This window comes from Ammoniphilus oxalaticus (genome assembly GCF_003609605.1).
GTDB classification, from domain to species: domain Bacteria; phylum Bacillota; class Bacilli; order Aneurinibacillales; family RAOX-1; genus Ammoniphilus; species Ammoniphilus oxalaticus.
Window position 1 is genome coordinate 14,000 of the sequence record NZ_MCHY01000006.1, and the last position, 22,292, is coordinate 36,291.

Annotated in this window: 23 protein-coding genes; 19 read left to right on the forward strand and 4 right to left on the reverse strand. The window is 45.8% G+C overall.

Annotated features, from left to right (window positions below):
* Positions 1 to 198: 198 nt before the first annotated feature.
* Positions 199 to 777, forward strand: coding sequence for a hypothetical protein (locus BEP19_RS02080; protein ID WP_120188184.1), 579 nt, complete (start codon positions 199 to 201; stop codon positions 775 to 777).
* A 62-nt stretch (positions 778 to 839) separates the two neighbouring features.
* Here the strand turns inward: BEP19_RS02080 and BEP19_RS02085 are convergent, their stop codons facing one another.
* Entirely contained in the window at positions 840 to 1,283 is a 444-nt protein-coding gene (locus BEP19_RS02085; protein WP_120188185.1) for a protease complex subunit PrcB family protein, read from the reverse strand.
* Positions 1,284 to 1,383: 100 nt separating this feature from the next.
* Between BEP19_RS02085 and BEP19_RS02090 the strand changes: the two genes are divergently transcribed.
* The 13 genes from BEP19_RS02090 (at position 1,384) to BEP19_RS02150 (ending at position 10,401) form a co-directional block, all read left to right on the forward strand.
* Positions 1,384 to 3,213, forward strand: coding sequence for a helicase-associated domain-containing protein (locus tag BEP19_RS02090; RefSeq protein ID WP_120188186.1), 1,830 nt, complete (start codon positions 1,384 to 1,386; stop codon positions 3,211 to 3,213).
* Between the two features lie 77 nt (positions 3,214 to 3,290).
* Positions 3,291 to 3,752 (forward strand): YlbF/YmcA family competence regulator, encoded by a 462-nt coding sequence (locus tag BEP19_RS02095; RefSeq protein WP_120188187.1) that lies wholly within the window; start codon positions 3,291 to 3,293, stop codon positions 3,750 to 3,752.
* A gap of 161 nt (positions 3,753 to 3,913) precedes the next feature.
* Complete coding sequence (locus BEP19_RS02100; protein WP_120188188.1) at positions 3,914 to 4,237, forward strand: YlbG family protein; 324 nt, start codon at positions 3,914 to 3,916, stop codon at positions 4,235 to 4,237.
* Positions 4,238 to 4,288: 51 nt separating this feature from the next.
* Complete coding sequence (locus BEP19_RS02105) at positions 4,289 to 5,479, forward strand: LL-diaminopimelate aminotransferase (RefSeq protein ID WP_120188189.1); 1,191 nt, start codon at positions 4,289 to 4,291, stop codon at positions 5,477 to 5,479.
* 98 nt (positions 5,480 to 5,577) lie between these two features.
* Positions 5,578 to 6,672: a GspE/PulE family protein gene (locus BEP19_RS02110; protein ID WP_120188190.1), complete on the forward strand. Its 1,095-nt coding sequence runs from the start codon at positions 5,578 to 5,580 to the stop codon at positions 6,670 to 6,672.
* Positions 6,659 to 7,699: a type II secretion system F family protein gene (locus BEP19_RS02115; RefSeq protein ID WP_120188191.1), complete on the forward strand. Its 1,041-nt coding sequence runs from the start codon at positions 6,659 to 6,661 to the stop codon at positions 7,697 to 7,699. Before BEP19_RS02110 ends, BEP19_RS02115 begins: the two co-directional genes overlap by 14 nt.
* An 11-nt stretch (positions 7,700 to 7,710) precedes the next feature.
* Positions 7,711 to 8,037 (forward strand): competence type IV pilus major pilin ComGC, encoded by a 327-nt coding sequence (locus BEP19_RS02120; RefSeq protein ID WP_170145228.1) that lies wholly within the window; start codon positions 7,711 to 7,713, stop codon positions 8,035 to 8,037.
* Positions 8,030 to 8,482, forward strand: a complete 453-nt coding sequence (locus tag BEP19_RS02125; protein WP_120188193.1) for a prepilin-type N-terminal cleavage/methylation domain-containing protein — start codon at positions 8,030 to 8,032, stop codon at positions 8,480 to 8,482. The genes BEP19_RS02120 and BEP19_RS02125 overlap by 8 nt, the downstream gene beginning before the upstream one ends.
* Complete coding sequence (locus tag BEP19_RS02130; RefSeq protein ID WP_120188194.1) at positions 8,479 to 8,820, forward strand: hypothetical protein; 342 nt, start codon at positions 8,479 to 8,481, stop codon at positions 8,818 to 8,820. Before BEP19_RS02125 ends, BEP19_RS02130 begins: the two co-directional genes overlap by 4 nt.
* Positions 8,757 to 9,236, forward strand: a complete 480-nt coding sequence (locus BEP19_RS02135; protein WP_147393757.1) for a PilW family protein — start codon at positions 8,757 to 8,759, stop codon at positions 9,234 to 9,236. Before BEP19_RS02130 ends, BEP19_RS02135 begins: the two co-directional genes overlap by 64 nt.
* A 26-nt stretch (positions 9,237 to 9,262) precedes the next feature.
* On the forward strand, positions 9,263 to 9,646 hold the full coding sequence (locus tag BEP19_RS02140) for a hypothetical protein (protein WP_120188196.1): 384 nt from the start codon (positions 9,263 to 9,265) through the stop codon (positions 9,644 to 9,646).
* A gap of 5 nt (positions 9,647 to 9,651) precedes the next feature.
* The gene (locus BEP19_RS02145; protein ID WP_120188197.1) at positions 9,652 to 10,161 is read left to right on the forward strand and encodes a shikimate kinase; all 510 of its coding nucleotides are present in this window, start codon (positions 9,652 to 9,654) and stop codon (positions 10,159 to 10,161) included.
* Between the two features lie 57 nt (positions 10,162 to 10,218).
* Entirely contained in the window at positions 10,219 to 10,401 is a 183-nt protein-coding gene (locus BEP19_RS02150; RefSeq protein WP_120188198.1) for a YqzE family protein, read from the forward strand.
* An 18-nt stretch (positions 10,402 to 10,419) separates the two neighbouring features.
* Here the strand turns inward: BEP19_RS02150 and BEP19_RS02155 are convergent, their stop codons facing one another.
* From BEP19_RS02155 to BEP19_RS02165, 3 genes are all read right to left on the reverse strand, one after another.
* The gene (locus BEP19_RS02155) at positions 10,420 to 11,184 is read right to left on the reverse strand and encodes a hypothetical protein (protein ID WP_120188199.1); all 765 of its coding nucleotides are present in this window, start codon (positions 11,182 to 11,184) and stop codon (positions 10,420 to 10,422) included.
* A 108-nt stretch (positions 11,185 to 11,292) separates the two neighbouring features.
* Positions 11,293 to 12,147 carry a YqhG family protein gene (locus BEP19_RS02160; RefSeq protein WP_120188200.1) on the reverse strand — a complete coding sequence of 285 codons (855 nt, stop codon included), beginning with the start codon at positions 12,145 to 12,147 and terminating at the stop codon, positions 11,293 to 11,295.
* A complete protein-coding gene (locus BEP19_RS02165) occupies positions 12,147 to 13,838 on the reverse strand; it encodes a DEAD/DEAH box helicase (protein WP_120188201.1) in 1,692 nt (563 codons plus the stop codon). Before BEP19_RS02165 ends, BEP19_RS02160 begins: the two co-directional genes overlap by 1 nt.
* A gap of 580 nt (positions 13,839 to 14,418) precedes the next feature.
* Here BEP19_RS02165 and gcvT point away from each other — a divergent pair.
* From gcvT to BEP19_RS02190, 5 genes are all read left to right on the forward strand, one after another.
* Positions 14,419 to 15,519, forward strand: a complete 1,101-nt coding sequence (gene gcvT / locus BEP19_RS02170; protein ID WP_120188202.1) for a glycine cleavage system aminomethyltransferase GcvT — start codon at positions 14,419 to 14,421, stop codon at positions 15,517 to 15,519.
* Between the two features lie 67 nt (positions 15,520 to 15,586).
* Positions 15,587 to 16,942, forward strand: a complete 1,356-nt coding sequence (gene gcvPA / locus BEP19_RS02175) for an aminomethyl-transferring glycine dehydrogenase subunit GcvPA (RefSeq protein ID WP_120188203.1) — start codon at positions 15,587 to 15,589, stop codon at positions 16,940 to 16,942.
* Positions 16,935 to 18,398, forward strand: coding sequence for an aminomethyl-transferring glycine dehydrogenase subunit GcvPB (gene gcvPB, locus BEP19_RS02180; protein WP_120188204.1), 1,464 nt, complete (start codon positions 16,935 to 16,937; stop codon positions 18,396 to 18,398). The genes gcvPA and gcvPB overlap by 8 nt, the downstream gene beginning before the upstream one ends.
* Before the next feature lie 126 nt (positions 18,399 to 18,524).
* Positions 18,525 to 19,364, forward strand: coding sequence for a lipoate--protein ligase family protein (locus BEP19_RS02185; protein WP_120188205.1), 840 nt, complete (start codon positions 18,525 to 18,527; stop codon positions 19,362 to 19,364).
* A gap of 163 nt (positions 19,365 to 19,527) precedes the next feature.
* Positions 19,528 to 22,209, forward strand: a complete 2,682-nt coding sequence (locus BEP19_RS02190) for an S-layer homology domain-containing protein (RefSeq protein ID WP_170145229.1) — start codon at positions 19,528 to 19,530, stop codon at positions 22,207 to 22,209.
* The last annotated feature ends 83 nt before the right edge of the window (positions 22,210 to 22,292 follow it).

The window sequence follows — 22,292 nt, forward strand, 5'->3', positions numbered from 1 at the left end:
CCCTTTCCGCTCCATAATGCTATATCGTATGTTTTTACCTACGAAACGGAGCTTGCGAGAGGCGCCCAATTTAATCCTTCAATCCCTGACGCTGTCAAATACGGGTAGAAAGCAGCATACTTGATCAGGTGGGCTCTTGCATTTATCGAGTAAAGCCAGTAGTATTTTTAGTACTGAAATCAAAGGAGACTATCGACCTTGAGTAGAAAAACAAAAAAGAACGGTAAGAAAAAGTATCGAATTTTTACTCGGTGGTCTTTCATTATTTCGATCTGGACGTTTTTTACGGCTGTTGGCGTGAGCATGATCAGTGAGCTATTGCTTCGAGAAACTTCGCTGTTGCTCGCTATTTTGACTTTGCTATGCATCGTTGTCGTCGGCACTGTGGCTGATGTGGTTGCGGTTGCGATTACGGCGGCGGAACTGAGTCCATTTAATTCAATGGCGGCAAAGAAGGTGTATGGGGCCCGCAAAGGGATTGAAATGATCCAGAACGCGGAGAAATACGCTAACTTTTTTGGCGATGTGGTTGGTGATGTGCTCGGATATGTGGCAGGGATGGCGGGGGCGACATTGGTGTTTCAGATTATTCGTTTAAGCGATCAACTGACGATGCATGAGTCGGTTGTTTCCATTTTGGTCGCTGGCGTTTCAAGCGCGGCAATCGTAGGCAGTAAGGCGGTCGGGAAAAACATTGCTTTACATAATAGTACGGAAATTGTGCTCGGCTTTGGCAAACTACTGACATTCCTTACCGGGGTAAAACCTAAAAAATAACTCCGATGCCGATTACATAAAATAAACCTCCAAAGCGACCCGATCGGCTGGAGGTTTTCGTCTTACTGATCTATTTGATTGGCTTGAATCGCAAGTTTGGTTGCCGGCAATTTTACGACGACCGCGGGATAACTAATCACCGTTAAGGCCATTCCTGTCGGTTTCTGTTCAGAGTAGCTGACGATGATTTTGTCCGAAGACTGTTCTACTTTTTTAATGACAATTTTGTAACCGGCAGAGGGCCGTTGTCCCAATGTAATGATCGCGTACGTATGATTTTGATGTTGGACCGTGGCGAGTCCTGCCTGCTCTTGATGTTGGCTGATAGCCTGATTAATCGCGTCGTCATACGGGGGATCGACAAGTTCGTAATTCAAATTCGTGACACTTCCTTCCTCTTTTTCAACGCTTTCAGTTGCTTGAACATGGCAACCTGCGAGCAGAAACCCGATGGCGCACAATAAAAACCCTTTTTTCCACATTATATAGATATGATTCAACCGCATTTAAAACAACCTCCTTTTAAAGATGAAGCCGTTGTTAAGTAGTATGAATTTTTTTAATAGGGAGTATCCGTGTTAAAATGGGGTGGCGAGGTGTTTTTGGATGAAATTTGCAGAAGTTTTGAAGCAATTATCTGAGCGAGTGATCCAGTCTATTTGTCATCATCATCAGCAAACCGATACAACGTTACATTTTTTATTGGATTCTGATTGGAACAACGCTTATTGGGCAAAAATGTCCGAAGATGAGCGAATAGTGATTGAATATTTTTTACGAGAAAAAGGCAACGATTTGTTAACCTATCGTGAAATAGAACAAGCGTCCCTGCCATTAGGCGCAGTCCGCTTTCGGATTGCTTTAACCAAACTGAGAAGAGCGGGATTAATCTTCACGTTGCGACGGTTGTGGGGGGAGCAGGCCTATGTCATGTCAGAAGAACAGATTGATTTGTTTCGTAGGAAAAGTGTGTCGATTTCAACCGAGTGGAAAAGCAAGCAGCGCCTCTCAGGTCATTTATCATACCATATCCTAGATGATCTGTTACAAGTGTTAAATGTTGTTAGAAAAACGGCGATTGGATTTTCAAAAAGGGGTACCTTACATAAGAGAACGGTGAGCGCTTTATTCCATGGAACAAACATAACCGAGCAGCTGTTGGCCCCCTTTGCCGACGAATTAGAACAGCAATACCCTTTTGCCTTACACGAAGCGATTGCGCTTGATTTGTTAGTTGAACAAGGACTGTTGCAAAAGCAGGGAGAAAACGTGGTGATTGGGGCGGTCGACGAATGGGTCATCGGCAAGGATGCGGAGTTGTCGCGGTGGCTGTTAGCCGAGTTGCTAAAAAAAGCGAAATTTGAGCCAAACCTGGAAATGTTTTATACCCTTATTCAAAGACTCGATTCAGACGAAACGTACAGGTTAGATGCGATTCTTGATTCGATGAATTCATTTGGGCCAGATCGCCAAACCGCCCTGGAAAAGTGTATTCAACCGTTAACCGCATTGGGGTTGATGGAATCGAATATCGAAGAGGGAGTCACCCTTTTTAAATGGCGAACGTACCGTGATCACGAAGCGATTCCCCTCTATATACAACCGAATTTTGAGTTAATGGTTCCCGCCTTTGCCCCGTTTCGCTTGAAATGGAAGTTGCTGCAAATTGCTGAGCTGCAAACGAGCGAGGAAATGTGGGTTTTTAAGATGAGCAAGGAGAGCGTCCAAGCCGCTTTTGAATCTGGAAAAACTGCGGTCCAACTGATTGCTTGGTTGCAACAAGTGAGCGCCGTTCCGATCCCCGAAAATGTGCGATCAGCAGTTGAGCAATGGGAGCAATCGGTTGTCCAAGCCTCGTTTTGGGATGTGAGATTGCTGCGTCTAACCGATGCGACGTTAGCGACCGAATTGAAGCAAATCGAGCCGATCGCCTCGCTTTTATATGAACAAATTGGAGAGCGGGATTTTATTGTGCGAGTGGAGAACGCGGCGTTATTAGGTGAAGAGTTAGAGAAAAGAGGCTATGCGATAGGCCCGATCGTTAATTTATTGGAGCAGCCTACTTTATCCGATCGAGTCACCGCGGACCCGATTTTACCATTGTTTAAAAACAAAGTGGTTGAGCTGGATTATCAAGTGGAGAGCGTGTTTCCCGATTTGGATGACGCCTTGCCTGGGTTGAGGGACTTGCCGCGGATGTGGCTGTCCAACTACGCCCATTATCACGGTTCAACGCTACGAAAATTGATTCAGCAAGCGATTGATTTAGGACTGGAATTAAAATTGGAAGCGGATGGCAATGATCATCGATTGCAGCCTGCCCGTTTAACGAATCAGCATGGATTTTGGAAATTGGTCGCGCGCAAGGAAGACAAGGCTGAGGCCGAGTACGGATTAGAGGAAATCGGGAGGATTCAAATTATCTCTCCCCTTTAAAAAAACAGAGATGGAACGGATTGGACCGTCTGCAATCGTGTGTTTTACGCTATAATAGGGATTGAGGTGAAATTTCAATGGCAATCATTGCTCAGGAAATCGATCGTATGACCGTCCTCTTGCAAGCGCAGGACATAGCAGAAATGATTTTAGCATCTGAAGAGATGAATGAATATATAACGACGAAAGAAGGATTACAAAAAGATCAGCATGCGCAGGAACAAATTCAACAATTTCAAAAGCTAAAAGAAAGCTTTGAGGAAGCGCAACGTTTTGGAACGTATCATCCTGATTACAAACAGATCAATGAGCGCGTTCGTACGATGAGAAGGGAAATCCAATTGATCCCGTCTGTCGGGGCGTTTAGAAAAGCGGAGTCGGCGCTCGAAGAACTACTATATCAAGTGTGCCGCATTATAGCTGACGGTGTGTCAGACGCGATTAAAGTGCCTAGCGACAACCCGCTATACAATTTGGGTGGCGGTTGCGGCTCAAGTGGTGGATGTGGCTCAGGCGGTTCCTGCGGATGCGCGGGCTAGCTTGCGACTTTAGTCGTGAGCTTTTTTTGTAGAGGACTCTTGCCACCGTTCAGAGTGTCATGATACGATTTGACTATGTAATAAATTTTTGTCAAAAGATTTTAACGATTAAATATGGGTCCTTCTGCTGGATTCGAGGACTGGGATGAGGAGGGGATAGAATGGAACAGAGGCGTTTAGGAATTGCGGTCTGGATCAAGAATACGAAGGCAGCGCGGCAGTTAAGACGGTATGGAAATGTGCATTACGTTTCGCGGCGTCTGCGTTATGTAAGCATGTATGTGGATAGTGAACAGATTGACGAAATTATGGCCAAGATCCGCAAACTCGATTTTGTCACTCGCATTGAGCGATCACATCGCCATGAGATCCCCATCGAGTATAAAAATTCAAAACCGGATAAAGCGAAGGAATTCGATTATAAACTAGAGGAACAACGATTAGAACTGGAGCAATCCGAAAATAAACAAGCGATCATCCATTAAGCTTCAATCATTGAAGCTTTTTTGCTTTGGAAAGGAGAGGCAAGGATACAAATGAAACCCGCCAAAAGAGTGAATGAACTCACTTCAGCTATTTTTACAGAAATTAACCGACGAAAACGGGAGGTAGAAGCGACAGGTTTAGCTGTCATTGATCTCGGAATCGGCAGTCCGGATCAACCGCCAAGCCCGAAGCTTGTGGAAGCATTGGTTGAAGCGGTCCGCAATCCGTTGAATTATCGCTACCCCACTTCGGAGGGGATGCATTCCTTTCGTGAGGCGGTTGCCCGCTGGTGTCATTTTCGTTTTGGTCTCGAGCTAGATCCGAGGGACGAGGTGTTGGCTTTAATGGGCTCTCAAGATGGTCTGGCCCACTTGGCTCAGGCTTGGATCGATCCTGGCGATATCGTGTTAGCTCCTGACCCAGGGTATCCGATCTATGCTGCAAGTGTCGCGTTAGCTGGGGGTGAAGTGGTCACGATGCCATTGCGTGAGGAACACCATTATCTGCCTGATTTAGAGGCAATTCCCACGGATGTCTGCGCTCGAGCAAAGTTGATGATCCTTAATTACCCGAACAACCCGTTGGCTGCCACCGCGGACCCTGCATTTTTTGAACGTGTCATCGCTTTTGCAAAAAAGCATCAAATCTTAGTCGCTCACGATTTCGCGTACTCTGAGCTTGCTTTTGACGGGTATCGACCAACAAGTATTCTAGAAGTCGACGGGGCGAAGCAGGTTGCGATTGAATTTAATTCATTGTCAAAAAGCTTTAACATGGCGGGCTGTCGGATTGCTTATGCGATTGGAAGCGCTGAATTGCTAAAACCGTTAGCGGTCGTCAAATCGAATATTGATTATGGTGTGTTCACCGCTGTACAACAGATGGCAGTCGAAGCGTTGCAAACGGATCTGGAACGAACGGGACCTAATCCCAACGCCAATGTTTATGAGCGGCGTCGCGATGTTTTTCTGGAACGACTTGCTGGGATTGGTTGGGAGATTCCAAAACCGAAAGCGACGATGTTCATTTGGGCTCGCGTCCCCGAAGGTTGGCGCTCAAGTGATTTCGCGTTCACCCTGTTAGAAAAGGCTGGTGTGGCCGTTATTCCCGGCAATGCGTTTGGGGCGCAAGGCGAAGGCTATGTTCGAATGGCCCTTGTGCATGACGAACAGCAGTTAATAGAAGCGACGCGACGAATCGAGCAATCTGGACTGTTAGCGTCCAAACCACTTGAAATGTGAACAAAAAAAGACTTTTCCAAATGAGCGGAAAACATGCAGGAAATCGAATTAATTTGTTGAATAAGAGACAGGGAAGAAATAAATAAGGAGTGAATCGTATGCAAGATGTTTCTTCCTATCTCTCTCATTTAATCGACGCGGCGATTGGCAGGCGAGCAAGCGATATTCATCTGGAACCGCTGGCCGATCGGATTCAGATTAGAATGCGCATAGACGGGGAACTGCTGATGTTTGAAGAAAAATCGGAAGCATGGGGTCCCCCGCTCATTTCGAAATTGAAGTTGCTAGCCAATCTCGATATTGGGGAGCGTCGAATTCCACAAGACGGAGGTTTTTCCCACCAAGCTGATTCTGAAGCTTTAGATATCCGCGTCTCTACTCTCCCAACGATCCACGGAGAAAAACTCGTGTTACGTCTTCTAAAAAAACACCTTCCTTTTCAACAACTTTCTTCTCTCGGTTTTGATCCTGAACAAATAAAAACCATTCGCAATTTGATTTTTGAATCGACAGCAGGGCTGTTGCTCGCGACTGGACCGACTGGTTCGGGCAAAACAACGACAATCCATACACTTATTCAAGAAATTCGACGTCAGTATGAACGCAACATTATCGCTTTGGAAGATCCAGTCGAATATCAAGTTTCAGGTGTGAATCAAGTGCAAGTCAATCCGAAAGCGGGTTTAACGTTTACAACGGGGCTACGGGCTATTTTGCGCCAGGACCCAGATGTGATCTACGTCGGTGAAATCCGCGACCGCGAAACAGTGGAAATTGCGATCCGAGCAGCGTTGACAGGAAGGCTGGTCTTGTCGAGTTTACACACACCGGATGCCGCGGGAACGATCACCCGTTTAGTTGAAATGGGGATTGAACCTTATTTGATTACGTCCGCTTTAAGAGGCGTCATCGCCCAACGTTTAATTCGTCGTGTTTGCTCCTGCGCGCAACGACCGTGTCCTTATTGTCAAGATAGTGGTTATTTTGGTCGGGAGGCGATCTTTGAAGTGTTGCCGATGGACGATGAGTTGCGGCAAATGATTATGAACCGCTCAACGGTGTCCGAGATCAGAAATCATTTGCGGGATAGCGGCTTTCATTCGTTAAATATGAACTTGCGGGAAAAGGTGCGGACAGGGATCACGACGTTGCAAGAATATCAGAGGGCATGGCTGACCGATGTGGAAGGTTAAGCGGCGCCACACGGATCGGGAACTTGTCTTGTTTAGTCAACAATTAGGGCAGTTGTTAACCGTTGGCTTCGGTTTGTTGGGCGCCTTGGAGATCATCGAACGTCGCGGCAGCGGAAGTAAACGGATGAAACGCGATATCCGCTTATTATTACAGCAATTAGAACAGGGCGCCACATTCTCATCCGTCCTCAAACGAATCCGCTTTCCGCCTTTTTACTGTTTCCTTATCTTAGCGGCTGAATTTCATGGACGTTATGCTGAAGCGCTTCACGCTCTCGCCCTTTATTATGAACAGCGCAGAAAACGAAAGAGCAAGCTACTCAAGGTGTTTGCTTACCCTACGCTTGTTTTGCTCACTAGTTTCGGTTGTTTACTGTTTATCGCCCGCGCTCTCATTCCTCAATTAGCCTCCCTCTACGAATCATTCGCGATCGAACTTCCCTGGTTTACGACTCAACTTTTGCTATTTTCCGCTCATCAAAACACGTTCACTGTGTTACTCATCGTATTCCTTGCTGCTGTCTCTTTGGTCGTCTTCTATGCGCTAAAAAAGCATCGCTTGCGTTGTGAATTTGGATTGCTCCGTATTCCAATCGTGTCTTCATTTACGAAAACGTCTGTTACGACGCTCGTTTTAAAACAGATGGGCTACCTGCTTGATAGCGGGGCGCATGTGTTGGATATTTGCGATCTTTTTGAAGAAGAAAGCCATTGGAAAATGGTGTCAGACTCATTTGGAAAGGTCAAGCTAGCATTGCTCAGCGGTAAAACATTGAGCGAGGCGTTTGAAGATGTTCCCTTTTTACATCCGATTACAATTGAGGCTGTCCATATTTTCGAACAAAGCGGGAATTTGGCTGTCGGTATGTTGCAATTGGCGCAGCAATTAGAGGAAGAACATCAACAGCGCCTTGAATTGTTAAGTTCGTTTGTTGAGGTTCAGACCGCGCTAGTCGCTGGGATCTTTGTGTTTATTATTATTTTGGCCCTGTTTTTACCGATGTTTGATTTCATACAACATATTTAGGAGGAATGATCATGGTGAAATGGCAAGATCAACGAGGTTTTTCCTTTTTAGAACTTAGTATTGTCGTCGCGATTATGGCCACTTTGTTATTAATTGGAATCCCTAACTATAAAAAGGTGATGGGCAAAGCCCAAGAAATTAGCTGTGATGCAAATCTCAAATTGATCGAAACGCAAATGGAGCACTATTACTTTGAGCACCGTGAATATCCGACAATCGGCGACGCATTTTTTAAGGAGACAGATTACTTCCGAGAAATACCTAAATGTCCGAATCAAGGCGTTTATAAAGCGGAAGGCAGTGATCCGATCAAAGTAACCTGTACAAACCATGGGTAGAAGTGATCATAACCACAACGGCTATAGTCTGCTCGAGCTAGCGGTTGCCCTCGCTATATTTTCCACGCTTTTGCTTATTTCTGTTCCTCACATTCATCACGCAGTAAAGCGATATCAAACAGCGCAGTTTCTCGAACAGCTTACAAACGATTTAAGTCTTGTCGCGGCAGAAGCAAGGGCAAAAAAAGGAGCGGCTTACTTGAGCGTTGTTCCAAACAGTCGAAGTTACTATATTTCGTTTAATGGTGTTAGACGACCAATGGTTTTTGCGCCCAACGGGATGACATTCACAAGTAATTTTAATGATGATCGGTTGTGGTTTCGGATAGATGGACAAGTTTCCCAAGGGGGAACGTTTAAACTGCTTGAGCGAAACGGACGGGGCTACCATATCGTCGTGCAGCTATCGAGTGGCTGTTTTGATGTAAGGAGCGCGACGCAATGAATGATGAACGCGGGTTTTGCTGGTTCGAACTTGTGATTGTCCTGTTAACAATTAGCGTCCTGCTCACTGTGGCATTGCCATTATATGGGGCCCTGTCAAAGCAATTATCGCGGACGGCCGCGGAATGGGACATGTTTTGGGAGATGAAACAAATTGGACGCGCCTGGCAACAAGGTACGGTGGCAGCGGGTTCATATAAGCGCGAAACGTGTGAGATTGAGATCAAAGAGCGGCTGTTTGATTCCGCTGTCGTGGAAGGGGAGGTAACGATTCGGTGGCAAACGATCGAGAGGCCTTACGAAAAAACACAGTTTGTCTACAAAATGGTTCTTCCTTAATTGAACTGTTAATGGCGATCAGTTTGTGTGTGATGCTGTTTACGCTCTATGGGCAACTGTTTTATTCCATGAAGATGCGTATTGAAACGACAAAAGAGGTCATTCAGTTGCATCAGGAGGCTGCCGCATTTATCCATTACTTGGAAAGGGAAAGCGGCAGAGGGGAAAAACTGATAATCAAGCGGGGAGAGCTGTCGTTTCTACACGATAATTTTTGGTTGGATTATATAAAAAGGAAAGAGAGTATCATTCGACAAAAAGGCGGCGAAGGTTACGTTACGGTTTGCTATTATGTCCAAAATTTTGAGAGTCGTCCTTTAGATTCTGCAGTAGAAGTTAAATTAGCTTTAAAACGAAATCGGAGTTCGATCGAAACTGTATCGATTCTCCCGCTTCCATCTCTTGCGCGAAACTAACAGCGGTCTTAGAAAGGAATGGTATAATGTTGAAGCATGAACAAGGGAGTGTTTTTGCGCCGGTTCTGTTATTAACCGCATTGCTACTCTTGTATCTGATCGCTTTTTTGCCAAACAGTGTGGCTTATCGCCAAAATATCGAGCATGAGTGGGGTAAATTACAGGCGGAGCGAAACGCGGAAGCGGGCGTATATACGGCTATTAATGCATGGTTACAAGACCCGATTTATTTTAAAGGTGAGATATATTCATTGGCAAATGGAACAGCGACCGTTTCAATTCAACCTCAGCCGAGGTCAAAAACGGTCATTGTAATTACGGCAAAAGGGGACTATGATTCCATATATACAAGCAACATTACGGCATTATATGAAACGGAACAAAGTCGTTGGCTCGACTGGATGAGGTGATCAGTGTGACAAAACAAAACGTAATTTTGATTGGGTTTATGGGTGTCGGGAAAACAACGATTGGCGAAGCGTTAGCTGAAAGGCTCGGCTGGCGTCCGATTGATTCAGATCAATGGATTGAGCGACAACAAGGAGTAGCGATAAGTGAAATTTTTGCGACGCGCGGCGAAGCCCATTTTCGACAACTCGAAACGGAAGCGATAACTGAAATTTTAGAACAACAACAGCAAGTCGTGATGACGGGCGGCGGAGCGCCGCTGAAGCAAGAAAATAGAGAGATCATGTTAGCGGGCGGAACCGTGATCTGTCTACAAGCGACTGTTCAAGAGATTGTGGAACGTTTGCGACAAGATACAAGTCGACCGTTGTTACAGGGTGATTTGGAAGAACGAGTGATGACGTTGCTAGAACAACGAAAAGACGTGTACCGCTTTGCCCCGATTCAAATCGATACGACCGCCAAAAGCGTCGAGCAGATTGTGTCAGAAATCGAAGCCGCGTTAAAGCACGAATGAATCGGTTGTAAAAGGGGGAAACTAGGGCTAGGACACGGATGAAGAGGTGATCTAGCGATGAAAACAAATGATATCGTCAAGTATATGACGGAAGAATTTGTCCGTTATATTGATACACCGAAAGCGGAACGAAAGAAAAAGGGACCGCGAGAACAATGGTCATCCCGTTATTTTGGGATGATTCCGATGGCCTTGCGTCTTTCTATCGCAAATAAACGAGCAAAGAAGAAGAGAGTCTAAGGTTGCTTAGACTCTTTCTTATGGATAAAAAACTCCCCATTGCAAGGCGTGTTTAACAGGCAGGAAGCGACTTCCATCGTCTTCTAACTCCACGTATATAGACTTACCCCAACGATGGTAGCCGCGTGTCGCAAAGGGGGCTAAGATTTCGCCTTCAAAAAGATGAGCGACATAAGACAGATTTAATCCTTTGTCCAAGTGTTCAATTAAATCGGGCTCATCGGTTATTTTCCCCTCTGGCTTGATCCACGGTTGGGTGTTGTCAGCGTAGCGTGATAGCTGGACCGCGGTTAAAGCGGCGCGTTCGTAAATCGGGTCAATCGGTTTAAAATTGGACGGGCGTTTAGCGGTTTGCGGATAGTGTTCCCCAGATTTGGCGTCAATCAGTCCGTCGTCTGTGATCCAAACGGAGTGTAACCCGGCGTAAAACGGTGTCTTTGTGTCTGATGGTAAAGGAACGAACGGTTGCTCAGTAAATAAAGGATGAGCGCCGAGACCGTATTCCAATAAACGGAGCGCCCGTTCTTCCTCGCCAACAATAAGATAGCCGATTGGCCGATTCGATTGTTCAAATGTGACGACCCAATCATCTCTGTTCGTTCCTACCGACTGCCAGCGTCGATCCGCTTTTGGAAAAGCGTTGAAACGATCATCACCGGCCGCAAGCTGTTCAGTCCAACGGACAATCTGTTGACGCCATTCATCCTGCGGTGTTTCAGCTTGTCCAATAAAGGGCGCCGCAAGCAAACAAAGAACGACGAGCGCCCATAACGTTTTTTTCATGCGCAATTCCTCCGTATCAACCGCTCCGTATTTAAGTGATTCTGTTTCTTATTTTACCGAAGGAGATATACATTTTTTGTTAATGTTTGTCGGTCGATTTTGACAGTTTTACTCGATTTGGCTGCGTAAGTAAAACAATCCCGTGTTGAGCGCGGTCACTTGAATTCGAGGCTCGAATTGCCAAATCAATTCTTTTAACCGCATTTCTTTTTCGTCTTGAACCTGTTGACGGAGCTGCTCCGCTTCCTCTTCTTCTCCTTGTTTCGCTCGCTGATTCACTTCTTCGCAGTAATAAGCTTCAATTAACTGCTTCTCTTCTTCCAATCTACGACTGGCTTGCTTGGCCCACTCGTCGTCTTCTTTGTCGACGATACTTTGGATATATTGTTCGAGTCGATTGGCCGCCGACTCCAAGCCGAAGATCGGTTGCATCGTAAACGTGTAATTTGGAAGTTTCGGTGTTAATGGCAAACTGTTTACCTGATTATAGAAATCCTTGACGATCTGCCCTGAAATCAAATTGATTCCAAGCGGCAGCAATAAGTCCCTTTTTTGATCACAAATAAATTCAATTTTGTAATTAACGCACAGCCATGGTGTGAGCGGAAATGAGGGAAGCGAACCCGTTGGAATGTTCGGCGGTGTCTCGTACAGACGGGCGAATTTACCATGTTTTTTTGCCGATTCAAAAATTTGGTGAAGCCGACGTGAGCCGAAAGGAAGTTCTTCCCCGCGTATCTCTTCAGGCGTTTGTTCCCGATCAAAAATGAAGGTGAGTGTTAACGGATTGTGAGGGATGCCAATTTTTTCAACATAGGTCCAATAGAACGGTCGGTTACCTAAATCTTTATCGACTTCAATCGGTAATTCTACGGAAAAATAAGCGTCATTCGATTCCACAAATTCACTTTCAAACGCCTTGAAATAGTTTTCGATGTAGTTTCGGATTTCTGCTTGATTCATCAAGGTCGCATCATCCCTTCGCTCGTCTGCGTTTGGTCCATCTGCATCCGCACGACTTCACCGATATTGTTAATCTTTACTTCCATTTCGCGGTGGTCTTCTGATTCAAGGAAAATATCGACTAAATTGCTCTCCAACGACTTGTTGAACTGAAGTTGTTCAATGATCGTGTCGAGTTCGCCAATTACCATTTCAAACAGATTGATCTTTTCGTAGAGCAGATTCAAAATGTGTTCCTCGATCGTTTGACTGGTCGCTAAATTGTAGATATAGACATCTCTTTTTTGCCCGAGGCGGTGCACGCGTCCGATTCGTTGTTCCACACGCATCGGGTTCCAAGGCAGGTCATAGTTTATAATTCGGTTGCAAAATTGAAGGTTAATCCCTTCACCGCCGGCTTCGGTCGCGATCATTACGCGGGCCCGATTTTCAAACAGTTCCGTCATCCAATCTTTTTTGTTGCGTTTAAACCCGCCGCGGAACATCACGGAAGTAATCCCGTGTTCAGCTAAGTAATGATGCAAGTATTCTTGCGTCTTGCGGTATTCGGTGAAAATAATAAATTTATCGTCTGTCGCTTGAATCAGCTCCAACGTTTTTTCTGCTTTTGTGTTCGTTTTGATGTTGCGAATTAATTCCGCTAGCTTCACAATTTCATCTCGCGCCGGTGAGTCTTCCGCTAGCCTGTCATGCATATTAACGAGTGTTCCAAACGCGGCAAAGCGGCTGCTACATACTTCGCGCTGCAATGTAATCAGCGACAACGGGTTTTTAAAAACGGCGTTTTGATATTGTTCCCGCACGAACGAAGTGACGCCTTCATATAACTCTCTTTCCTCCGCGGTCAATGCAATCGGGACCGTTTCAACGATCCGCTTCGTAAAGAATAACCCTCCGTCGCTGCGCTTGTTGCGAATCATAATCTCTTTCAATTCTTCTTGTAATACCTCATGATTACGCGCTTGACGTTTGCTTTCGACGTATTTTTCTTGGAATTCCGATGTTTGACCTAAGTACCCCGGTTTAAGCAATGTAATGAGGTTATAGAGCTCGTCAAGGTCGTTTTGGATCGGCGTCGCCGTTAAAAGTAAGCAGTACTTCTTTTTAATTTCTTTTATAAATTGATAGTTCTTTGTTTTTCTGTTTTTTAATTTATGAGCCTCGTCAATCACCAATATATCGTAAGCTTGGTCCAATACATGCTGGCGGTGCGGGTCTCGCTTTGCGGTATCGATTGAGGCGATCACAATCTCATATTGTTTCCACATGTACTCTTTCTTTTGGGCAATGGCCGGGATGCCAAACTTCTGGTTCAACTCACGCGTCCACTGCATTACGAGCGAAGCTGGCGTTAAAATGAGGATGCGCTTTGCGAGCCCGCGGACCATATACTCTTTTATAATTAATCCCGCTTCAATTGTTTTTCCGAGACCGACTTCATCGGCGAGAATGGCGCGTCCGTTCATTTCAGTAACGACGCGTTGGGCTGTATCAAGTTGATGCGGAAAAGGTTCCAATTGCGGCAAGTGTTTTAAACATTGCAACTGATCAAAGTTAGTCACGGAAGTAACTTCTTCCGCTTCGTATGCGAGCTGGAACAGTTCCCATTTATGCCAGGGACCGTCTGCTTCGGTACGTGTTTTTAATTCTGAGATCCATTCACGATCATAATGAACAGGAATCGTAGTCATCGATATAACTTCCTTTCCTATTTCCAGAAATTCACAACACGGCATTCCTTTTTGGAAAAAACTATGATAAAATTGAAATAATCGTATGTCGTTATCATCTGCGTCCGATCTTTGAATTTTAGGTAGAGCTTCTAGCGCGAGTTCGAAACCTGAACCTCGCTAAGCTACGATGTATTGGATACTGTTAGTATAGGATGGAACAAAAAAGAGCTTTTCATACTCAAAAAATGGGATCATCGTAAGAGTGGTCCAGGGCAAAACTTCATAGGATGAGCTGAAAGAGCAAGCCGTTGGCTGGTGACTCTCTCAGGCAACAGTACTTCTGAATCGACGCTGGATCCGACATAACTCGTGGCGGTAACGTTTTTATCGGAAAGGGGGTCGTCTCTAAACATAGAAGGACAGAGGAGCAAACTAGCGGAAGCTCTACGACTGTCCTTTTTGGCGTTCACTTTTATGGGGCGATGGGCAAGAACAAAGTCTTTAAGGCGTAATGCCGCGGCGCTGACGCATACTATTGAGTATATGAACATCCCATTGGGTGAAGATTGCAACACAAAATAGAGAATGGAGGGTTCGTATGAGTGAGTTGAAAAGAACACCGCTGTACCCCGTTTATGAAAAATATGGAGCCAAGACGGTTGATTTTGGCGGCTGGGCTCTCCCTGTTCAATTTTCTAGTATCAAAGCGGAGCACCAAGCTGTTCGCGAGGCTGCTGGTCTGTTCGACGTTTCTCACATGGGCGAAGTTGAGGTTAAAGGCCCAGACGCGCTTACTTTTTTGCAACGAGTAACGACGAACGATGTCGCTCGGCTTGCAGTCGGTCAGGCCCAATATACGTTCATGTGCTACCCCGATGGGGGCACGGTCGATGATTTACTTATTTATAAAAAAGCGGACAACGATTATATGTTAGTCATTAATGCTTCAAATATAGACAAAGATATTGAATGGTTGACGCATCACCAAGCAGGTGATGTCGTAATTACAAATATTTCCTCGGAAATGGCCTTGCTTGCGATTCAAGGGCCGAAAGCGGAGACGATCCTAGCAAAACTGACTAACGAGGACTTGTCCGAAATTGGCTTTTTTCGTTTTAAACAAAATGTTGAAATCGCAGGCAGTCGCGCCCTCGTTTCGCGTACAGGCTATACGGGAGAAGATGGTTTTGAAATCTACTGCCAGTCGGCGGATGCTCTCTCGCTTTGGGAACGGATATTGCAAGCGGGCGAAGCCGATGGCTTGCTCCCATGCGGGTTAGGGGCCCGCGATACGCTTCGCTTTGAAGTGACATTGCCGTTGTATGGTCAGGAGCTTAGTCTCGATATATCCCCATTGGAAGCAGGGCTTGGCTTTGCGGTCAAAGTAGATAAGGAGTCGCCATTTATCGGTCAAGAGGCATTGCGTAAACAAAAGGAAGCAGGTGTTGCGCGTAAACTTGTCGGGATTGAAATGATTGATCGCGGCATCCCACGAACCGGTTATCCTGTTTATCTCGGGGAGAAGCAGGTTGGGGAGATTACATCGGGAACGCAATCTACTACTTTGAAGAAAAACATTGGACTGGCGTTGGTTAAGACGGAAGCCCTGCAAGCGGACGGCGAATTGGCGATTGAAATTCGCGGTAGGCGGTTGAAGGCTCAGCTTGTTCCGATCCCATTTTATCGACGGCCGAGCTAAGCGTAAGCGGCTTAATCACTGGCCTACAGAAGCCAAAATACATGAGCATAAGTGAAGGAGGAGTAGTATGGCGCGCTATCGTTATCTGCCGATGACAAGCGAAGACAAACAAGAAATGTTGTCTTTTTTAGGGATTGAGGATGTTTATGAACTATTCTCTGATATACCTGAAGCGATTCGATTCAAAGGAAAGCTGAACATTCAGAAAGAGTTGTCTGAAGTCGATACCGTACAATACTTTTCTAAGTTAGCCGGAAAAAATGTAAATAGCAGCAACCACGCTTACTTTTTGGGAGCGGGAATCTACGATCACTACATCCCAAGCACAGTCGATCATGTCATTAGCCGCTCTGAATTTTACACAGCGTACACCCCTTACCAACCGGAAATTAGTCAAGGTGAACTACAAGCGATTTTTGAGTTTCAAACGATGATTTGTGAATTGACGGGAATGGAAGTGGCCAATTCTTCGATGTACGATGGACCGACCGCATTGGCGGAGGCGGGTAATCTGGCGGTGGGCGGAAAATCCGGAAAGAAAGTTCTCGTCTCGAAGGCGGTTCATCCCGAGGCCCGTCAGATTTTGAAAGTAAACGCAAGAGGTCAAGGGTATGAAGTGGTGGAGATTGATCTCGTCGACGGCATGACCGATTTGCAGGCGTTAGAAACAGCGGTCGATGAACAAACGGCGGCGGTGATCGTTCAATACCCGAATTTTCTCGGTTCGATTGAAGATTTGGCGGCGATTGAAAAAATTGCTCATCGTCACAATGGGATGCTGGTTGTTTCTTCTAATCCGTTGGCGTTAGGGATGTTGCAACCGCCAGGGGCGTTCGGGGCTGACATTGTTGTCGGCGACGTCCAACCACTCGGGATTCCGATGCAGCTAGGTGGACCGACGTGCGGTTATTTTGCGGTCAGGCAAAAGCTAATGCGCAGAATACCTGGGCGCATTGTCGGACAGACGACAGACCAAGATGGAAAACGAGGTTTTGTGTTGACCTTGCAAGCGCGAGAACAACATATTCGTCGCGAGAAGGCGACTTCAAACATTTGCTCGAACCAGGCGCTAATGGCCCTTGCTTCATCCGTGGCGATGACGGCGCTCGGTAAACGCGGCGTTCAAGAGATGGCGTTGTTAAATGTTCAGAAAACACAATACGCGAAACAAGCGATTGCGCAATTAGATGGGTACCAGATTCCATTTTCAGCGCCGATCTTTAATGAGTTTGTTGTCAAAGTTCCAGGTAAAGTGGGCGACCTGAATCGGGCGTTGTTAAAGCGGCAGATCGTAGGCGGCTATGACCTTGGGAGAGATTATCCTGAGTTAGCGGGACACCTATTAGTTGCTGTCACGGAAATCCGAACGAAAGAACAGATCGATTCGTTTGTTCAAGGATTGGAGGGGTTTGCGCGTGGTTAAAAATAAAGACAAAGCTTTAATTTTTGAGATGAGTAGACCAGGGCGTACCGCTTATAGTTTGCCTGAGTGCGATGTGCCCGAAGTCGATGTGACGAGCGTGATTCCAAAACAATATATCCGTCAAGAGCCGGCCGAATTGCCAGAAGTTTCTGAGCTGCAGTTAATGCGACATTACACGGAACTATCGACTCGGAATCATGGCGTTGATTCGGGGTTTTATCCGCTTGGTTCCTGCACGATGAAATACAATCCGAAAATTAATGAAGATGTGGCTCGTTACGCAGGTTTTACGCAGGTCCATCCATATCAGGAGCAAGAGACGATGCAAGGCGCCCTCGAATTAATGTATAATTTGCAACAAGAGTTAGAAGAAATTACGGGAATGAGCCAAGTCTCCTTACAGCCCGCCGCGGGCGCGCAAGGGGAGTGGACGGCTCTGATGATGATTCGGGCTTATCATGAAAGTCGCGGTGAACAACGGACGAAAGTAATCGTTCCCGACACGGCGCATGGGACGAACCCAGCCAGTGTTGCGGTCGCGGGGCTCGAAACGGTGACGATTCCTTCCAATGAAAAAGGCGAAGTCGATATTGAAGGATTGAAACAAGCGGTCGGATCCGATACGGCCGCGTTAATGTTGACTAATCCGAATACATTAGGCTTATTTGAAGAGCAGATTAAAGAAATTGCTGAAATCGTTCATGAAGCGGGCGGCTTGCTTTATTACGATGGGGCGAATGCTAATGCGATTTTAGGCATCACGCGACCAGGCGATATGGGCTTTGATGTGGTTCATCTGAATCTGCACAAAACATTTACAGGTCCGCACGGCGGGGGCGGCCCGGGCTCTGGACCGATCGGTTGTAAAGATGCGCTTGCTCCATTTTTGCCAGCGCCCGTTGTTGGGAAAGACGGTGATCAATACTATTTGAACTACGATATCCCACAATCAATTGGGCGGGTCAAAGCATATTATGGAAACTTTGGCATCAATGTTCGAGCGCATACGTATATCCGAACGATGGGACCGGAAGGTTTGCTTCGCGTCGCGGAGGAAGCGGTCTTAAACGCGAACTACATGATGCGTAAGTTGGCTCCATATTATGAGTTGCCGTTTGATCGGGCCTGTAAACATGAGTTCGTTTTATCTGGCAGTAGACAGAAAAACCTCGGTGTTCGCACGCTGGATATCGCGAAGCGATTGCTCGATTTCGGCTACCATCCGCCAACGGTTTACTTCCCGTTGATTGTTGAGGAGTGCATGATGATTGAGCCGACTGAAACCGAAGCGAAGGAAACGCTGGATGAATTTATCGAGGCAATGATACAAATTGCAAAAGAGGCGGAGGAGAATCCGACGATCGTCCAAGAAGCGCCGCATCATACGATCGTGAACCGATTGGATGAAGTCACCGCCGCCCGTCGTCCGATTTTACGCTATCAACAAGAACAGTAACTGATTCTATTCAAGTACAGGAGGATTGCCCAAATGGGCAGTCCTCTTTCTTTTATGCGCCGTTCGATCTATAAAAATGATAGACTAGGAACAGAAAAAAAGTGACGATGAGAGGACGGGATAGGGATGAGGGAGAAGCGGCAATGGCGCTTTATTGATTCAGGCAGCTTATCGCCAGCGATGAATATGGCAATCGACGAGGCTTTGCTGACCTCGCATAGTTTGGGCGAAACGCCCCCGACGATTCGATTTTATACATGGGATCCCGCGAGCTTATCTATCGGTTATTTTCAAAAGGCCGAACAGGAGATTGATTTTGAAAAAGTGCGTAAATTCGGACTTGGTTTTGTGCGCCGCTCAACTGGCGGACGCGCTGTGCTGCATGATCAGGAACTGACCTATAGTGTGATTGTTTCCGAACAGTATCCAGGGATTCCAACGCAAGTGAATGAGGCGTATCGCGTGATCAGTAATGGCTTATTAAAAGGGTTCCAACAATTGGGCTTGGAGGCGGAGATGGTTTCGCTGGCAAGCGAAGCCGAGAAAGCGAAGTACGTTTCCGCCGGGTCTGCCGCTTGTTTTGATTCCCCGTCATGGTATGAGCTCGTTGTTGAGGGAAAAAAAGTAGCGGGCAGCGCTCAAACGAGGCAAAAGGGAACGATTCTGCAACACGGTTCGATTATTCTCGATTGGGATGTGGAGATGCTATTTGACACGCTTAAGTTTAGCTCGGAACGAGTTAAAGAAAGATTGAAGGCGTCGTTTTTGGAGAAGGCGGTGGCGATCAATCATTTAAGCGACAAGAAAATTAGTTTATCCGAAGCGAAGCAAGCCTTTTTTAAAGGATTCGAAGAGGGGTTGGGAATTGAGCTGCAGCGAGGCGAGCTCACATCACAAGAACAAACGCTTGCTAAGCAACTGGCCGAGCAAAAATACGGCTCGAGCGATTGGAACTGGAAAAGATAAATTTCGGCAAAAAAGTTTGGTGAAAAAAAAGGAAATGGGATAAAAGTGTCGAAAATTAATTGGGTAGGGAGGAATTCGTTTCCTCCTTTTCAGTTATGAGGGTAAGATGTCATTTGTCTGTACATAAATGACTGCATTTATACAAAGGAGAGGAGCTAACAACATGACTAAAAAGGTAATCGCGGCTGTCTCAAGAGCGCTTGTTCTATTTCTTGCGCTCGGTGTTTGGGTTGCTGGCTATGCCCCGGCGACAACGGCTGCCGCAAAAAGATTTTCAGACGTAGGCCCCAAACAAGGCTGGGCCTTACAGGACATTACTAAAATGTCGCTGAAAGGCATTATTGTTGGGACCCCTGAAGGTCAATTTCTTCCAGATCAAGGTGTGCAGCAACAGCAAGCGCTTGTCATGGTAATTAAGACAATGGGCTATGAGCAAGAAGCAGAAAATTACAAAGGGAAAGATCATTCCGCTCAATACAAAGGAGTGGCTGATTGGGCGAAAAAGTATGTTTCTTTTGCTCATCAGGAAGATTTGTTGCGAGTAGATGAAGGGGACCGCTTCCATGGGGAATACGCAGCTTCACGCGAATGGATTGCCCAACTGTTAGTGCGGATGATTGATAAGGAAGCCGAAGCGCTCGCTATTAAACACGATAGTCGTTCGTTTACGGACGCAAGAGATATTTCCAAATGGGCGGATGGCTATGTGAAATTGGCCGCATCCGACGATTACGGGCTGATCAGCGGTTTTCCAAATGATGATGGCACGTTCAGCTTTAAACCAAAGGAAAATGTTACGCGGGCTCAAATGACAGTGTTGATCAGTAAAGCAGAACGCTTCATGTCAAATCCTGTCGGAAACGAACTGCGCGGACAAATATTGTCTGTAGGCGATGAGTGGTTGATTGGAACGAAAGATGGCAATCGCAAGTTGAAAGTGACGGGCGATACAGCGATATTCCAAGATTACAAAAAAGTTTCATCTTCGGTGATCAAACGATTCCAACCGATTTACGCGTTATATACGCCAGGTAAGCCTGATGTGGCGCAATTCATCCAAATTTTAGATGAAGACGCGGCGGAAGAAGTGATTACAGGAACGATCACGAAAGTTGTCAAACCGTTAAAGACAGTCGCTTTAACGACCTCCGAAGGACTGACTAGTTTTTACTTATCCGATGGTGTTGTTTATGGATCGAAAGATGGAACGGTTAAGTCGATCGATGATCTCAATGAAGGGGATACGATTGAACTCACCTTTGTAGGTGGACAAGTAAGCAAAGCGTATCTCATCACAGGCAGCGCCGCAGGGAGCAGTAAAGGTACGATTTATGAAGTTGATTTGACTAACAATCTGATCACTTTGCAACATGGTGAACAGCAGTCAGCAAAAGTATACACACTTAATAAAGACGCGACTGTTCAATATCCGGATCGTCGAGCAACGGGATTAGCGGGACTTAGCGGCGAAATGGAAGTTGAGATTAAATTAAAAGACAATGAAGTTGTTGAAATAAAAGTGACTGAGATTGTCGAACAAGGTAAAATTATTTCAGTTTCAGCAGACAAAAAATATATCACGATTACAAGCGCGGGGGATCAAGCCGCAAAAGTATATTCGTTAGCGACGGATGCTGAGATTACATTGCAAGGAACGGCGACAACTTCGCAAACGATTCAAGCGGGGGATGATGTGAAATTACGCATCGGTTCGGATGGCCAGATTCAAACACTAAACATCATGAATCGCAGCGCGGGGAACGCAGTAGTGGATGATGGTTTGATCGAAGGAAAAGTTTACGCTGTAGACAGTGGATCGGGGACTGTCATTTTAGAAAAAGAAACAAATGGTCAAAAAACGTACCATCCGTACGACTTTGGTTCAACGTATGACCTGTCTATCAATGGCAAATGGTCGACGCGTTTAGCGGATATTAAAAAAGATATGCGAGCGAAAGTCCAACTTTTTGAAGATAAAATTGTTTATTTTGAAGTGGACAACCGCTTGAGCGGGAAAGTCGTAAGGGTGGATAAAGATCGTAGACTGCTTACACTCGCACATGAAAATGGTCAACAAGTTCCGTATTATGTAGATAACAATTACGATATGGTCATCCGTCATCAAGGCGGCGCCGATCTATCGGATTTGGAGTTGCAAGATCAAGTAAGAGTCAAGCTAGATGAAAACAATCGGATTACTGATATTGCGGTTCAGCGCGAGTTTGCTTATCTCGTTACAGATGTTTATGAAAGCAGCAAGCGACTAAACGTTAAGAATGAAAAAGGAAACTCCTACAGTATGACGTTAAATACGAATGTAGAACTAGAGGTTCCTGGCAAATCGATTCCGAAAATTACTGACTTCAACAAAGGAGATATCGTCAAAGCGAGCTACCTCGGCGATGATCTAAAAAACCTAGCCGTATTGCCAAGCGATAAGGGCATGGTCACACATGTTGATCAGGATAAGAAACAATTTACTTTGGCTAAAAATGACGGGACGACAGCGGTATACACGTTTAATTCAGGCGACGTCATTGAGTATGGTAATAATGAATATACCCAACTGAACAGTTTGGTCGTCAATGACCGCGTAATCGTTCAAACGTGGCTGGGCGGTAAAAAGCGTCTGACGAAGATGCAGCAAGTAACAGAAGAATTTTATTACAAAGATAACAACTTTATTTATGCGATCGAAAATGTGAGAAGCTATCGATACGATCCAGATCTATTCGTGCGTGGAACGGATAATCGAGGCATTACATTGGACATGCTCAGTAAAAATGATAAAATTCGCATGTATCGCCTAGATGGGATCGTGTACGAAGTTCATAAGATCCAATAGCACTAGGGGAGTTTTGGAGAAAAACCTTTTAAAGAGTCATAAACAGAGAGGCTGCTGATCAGCTTTCTAATATAAACAGGCGC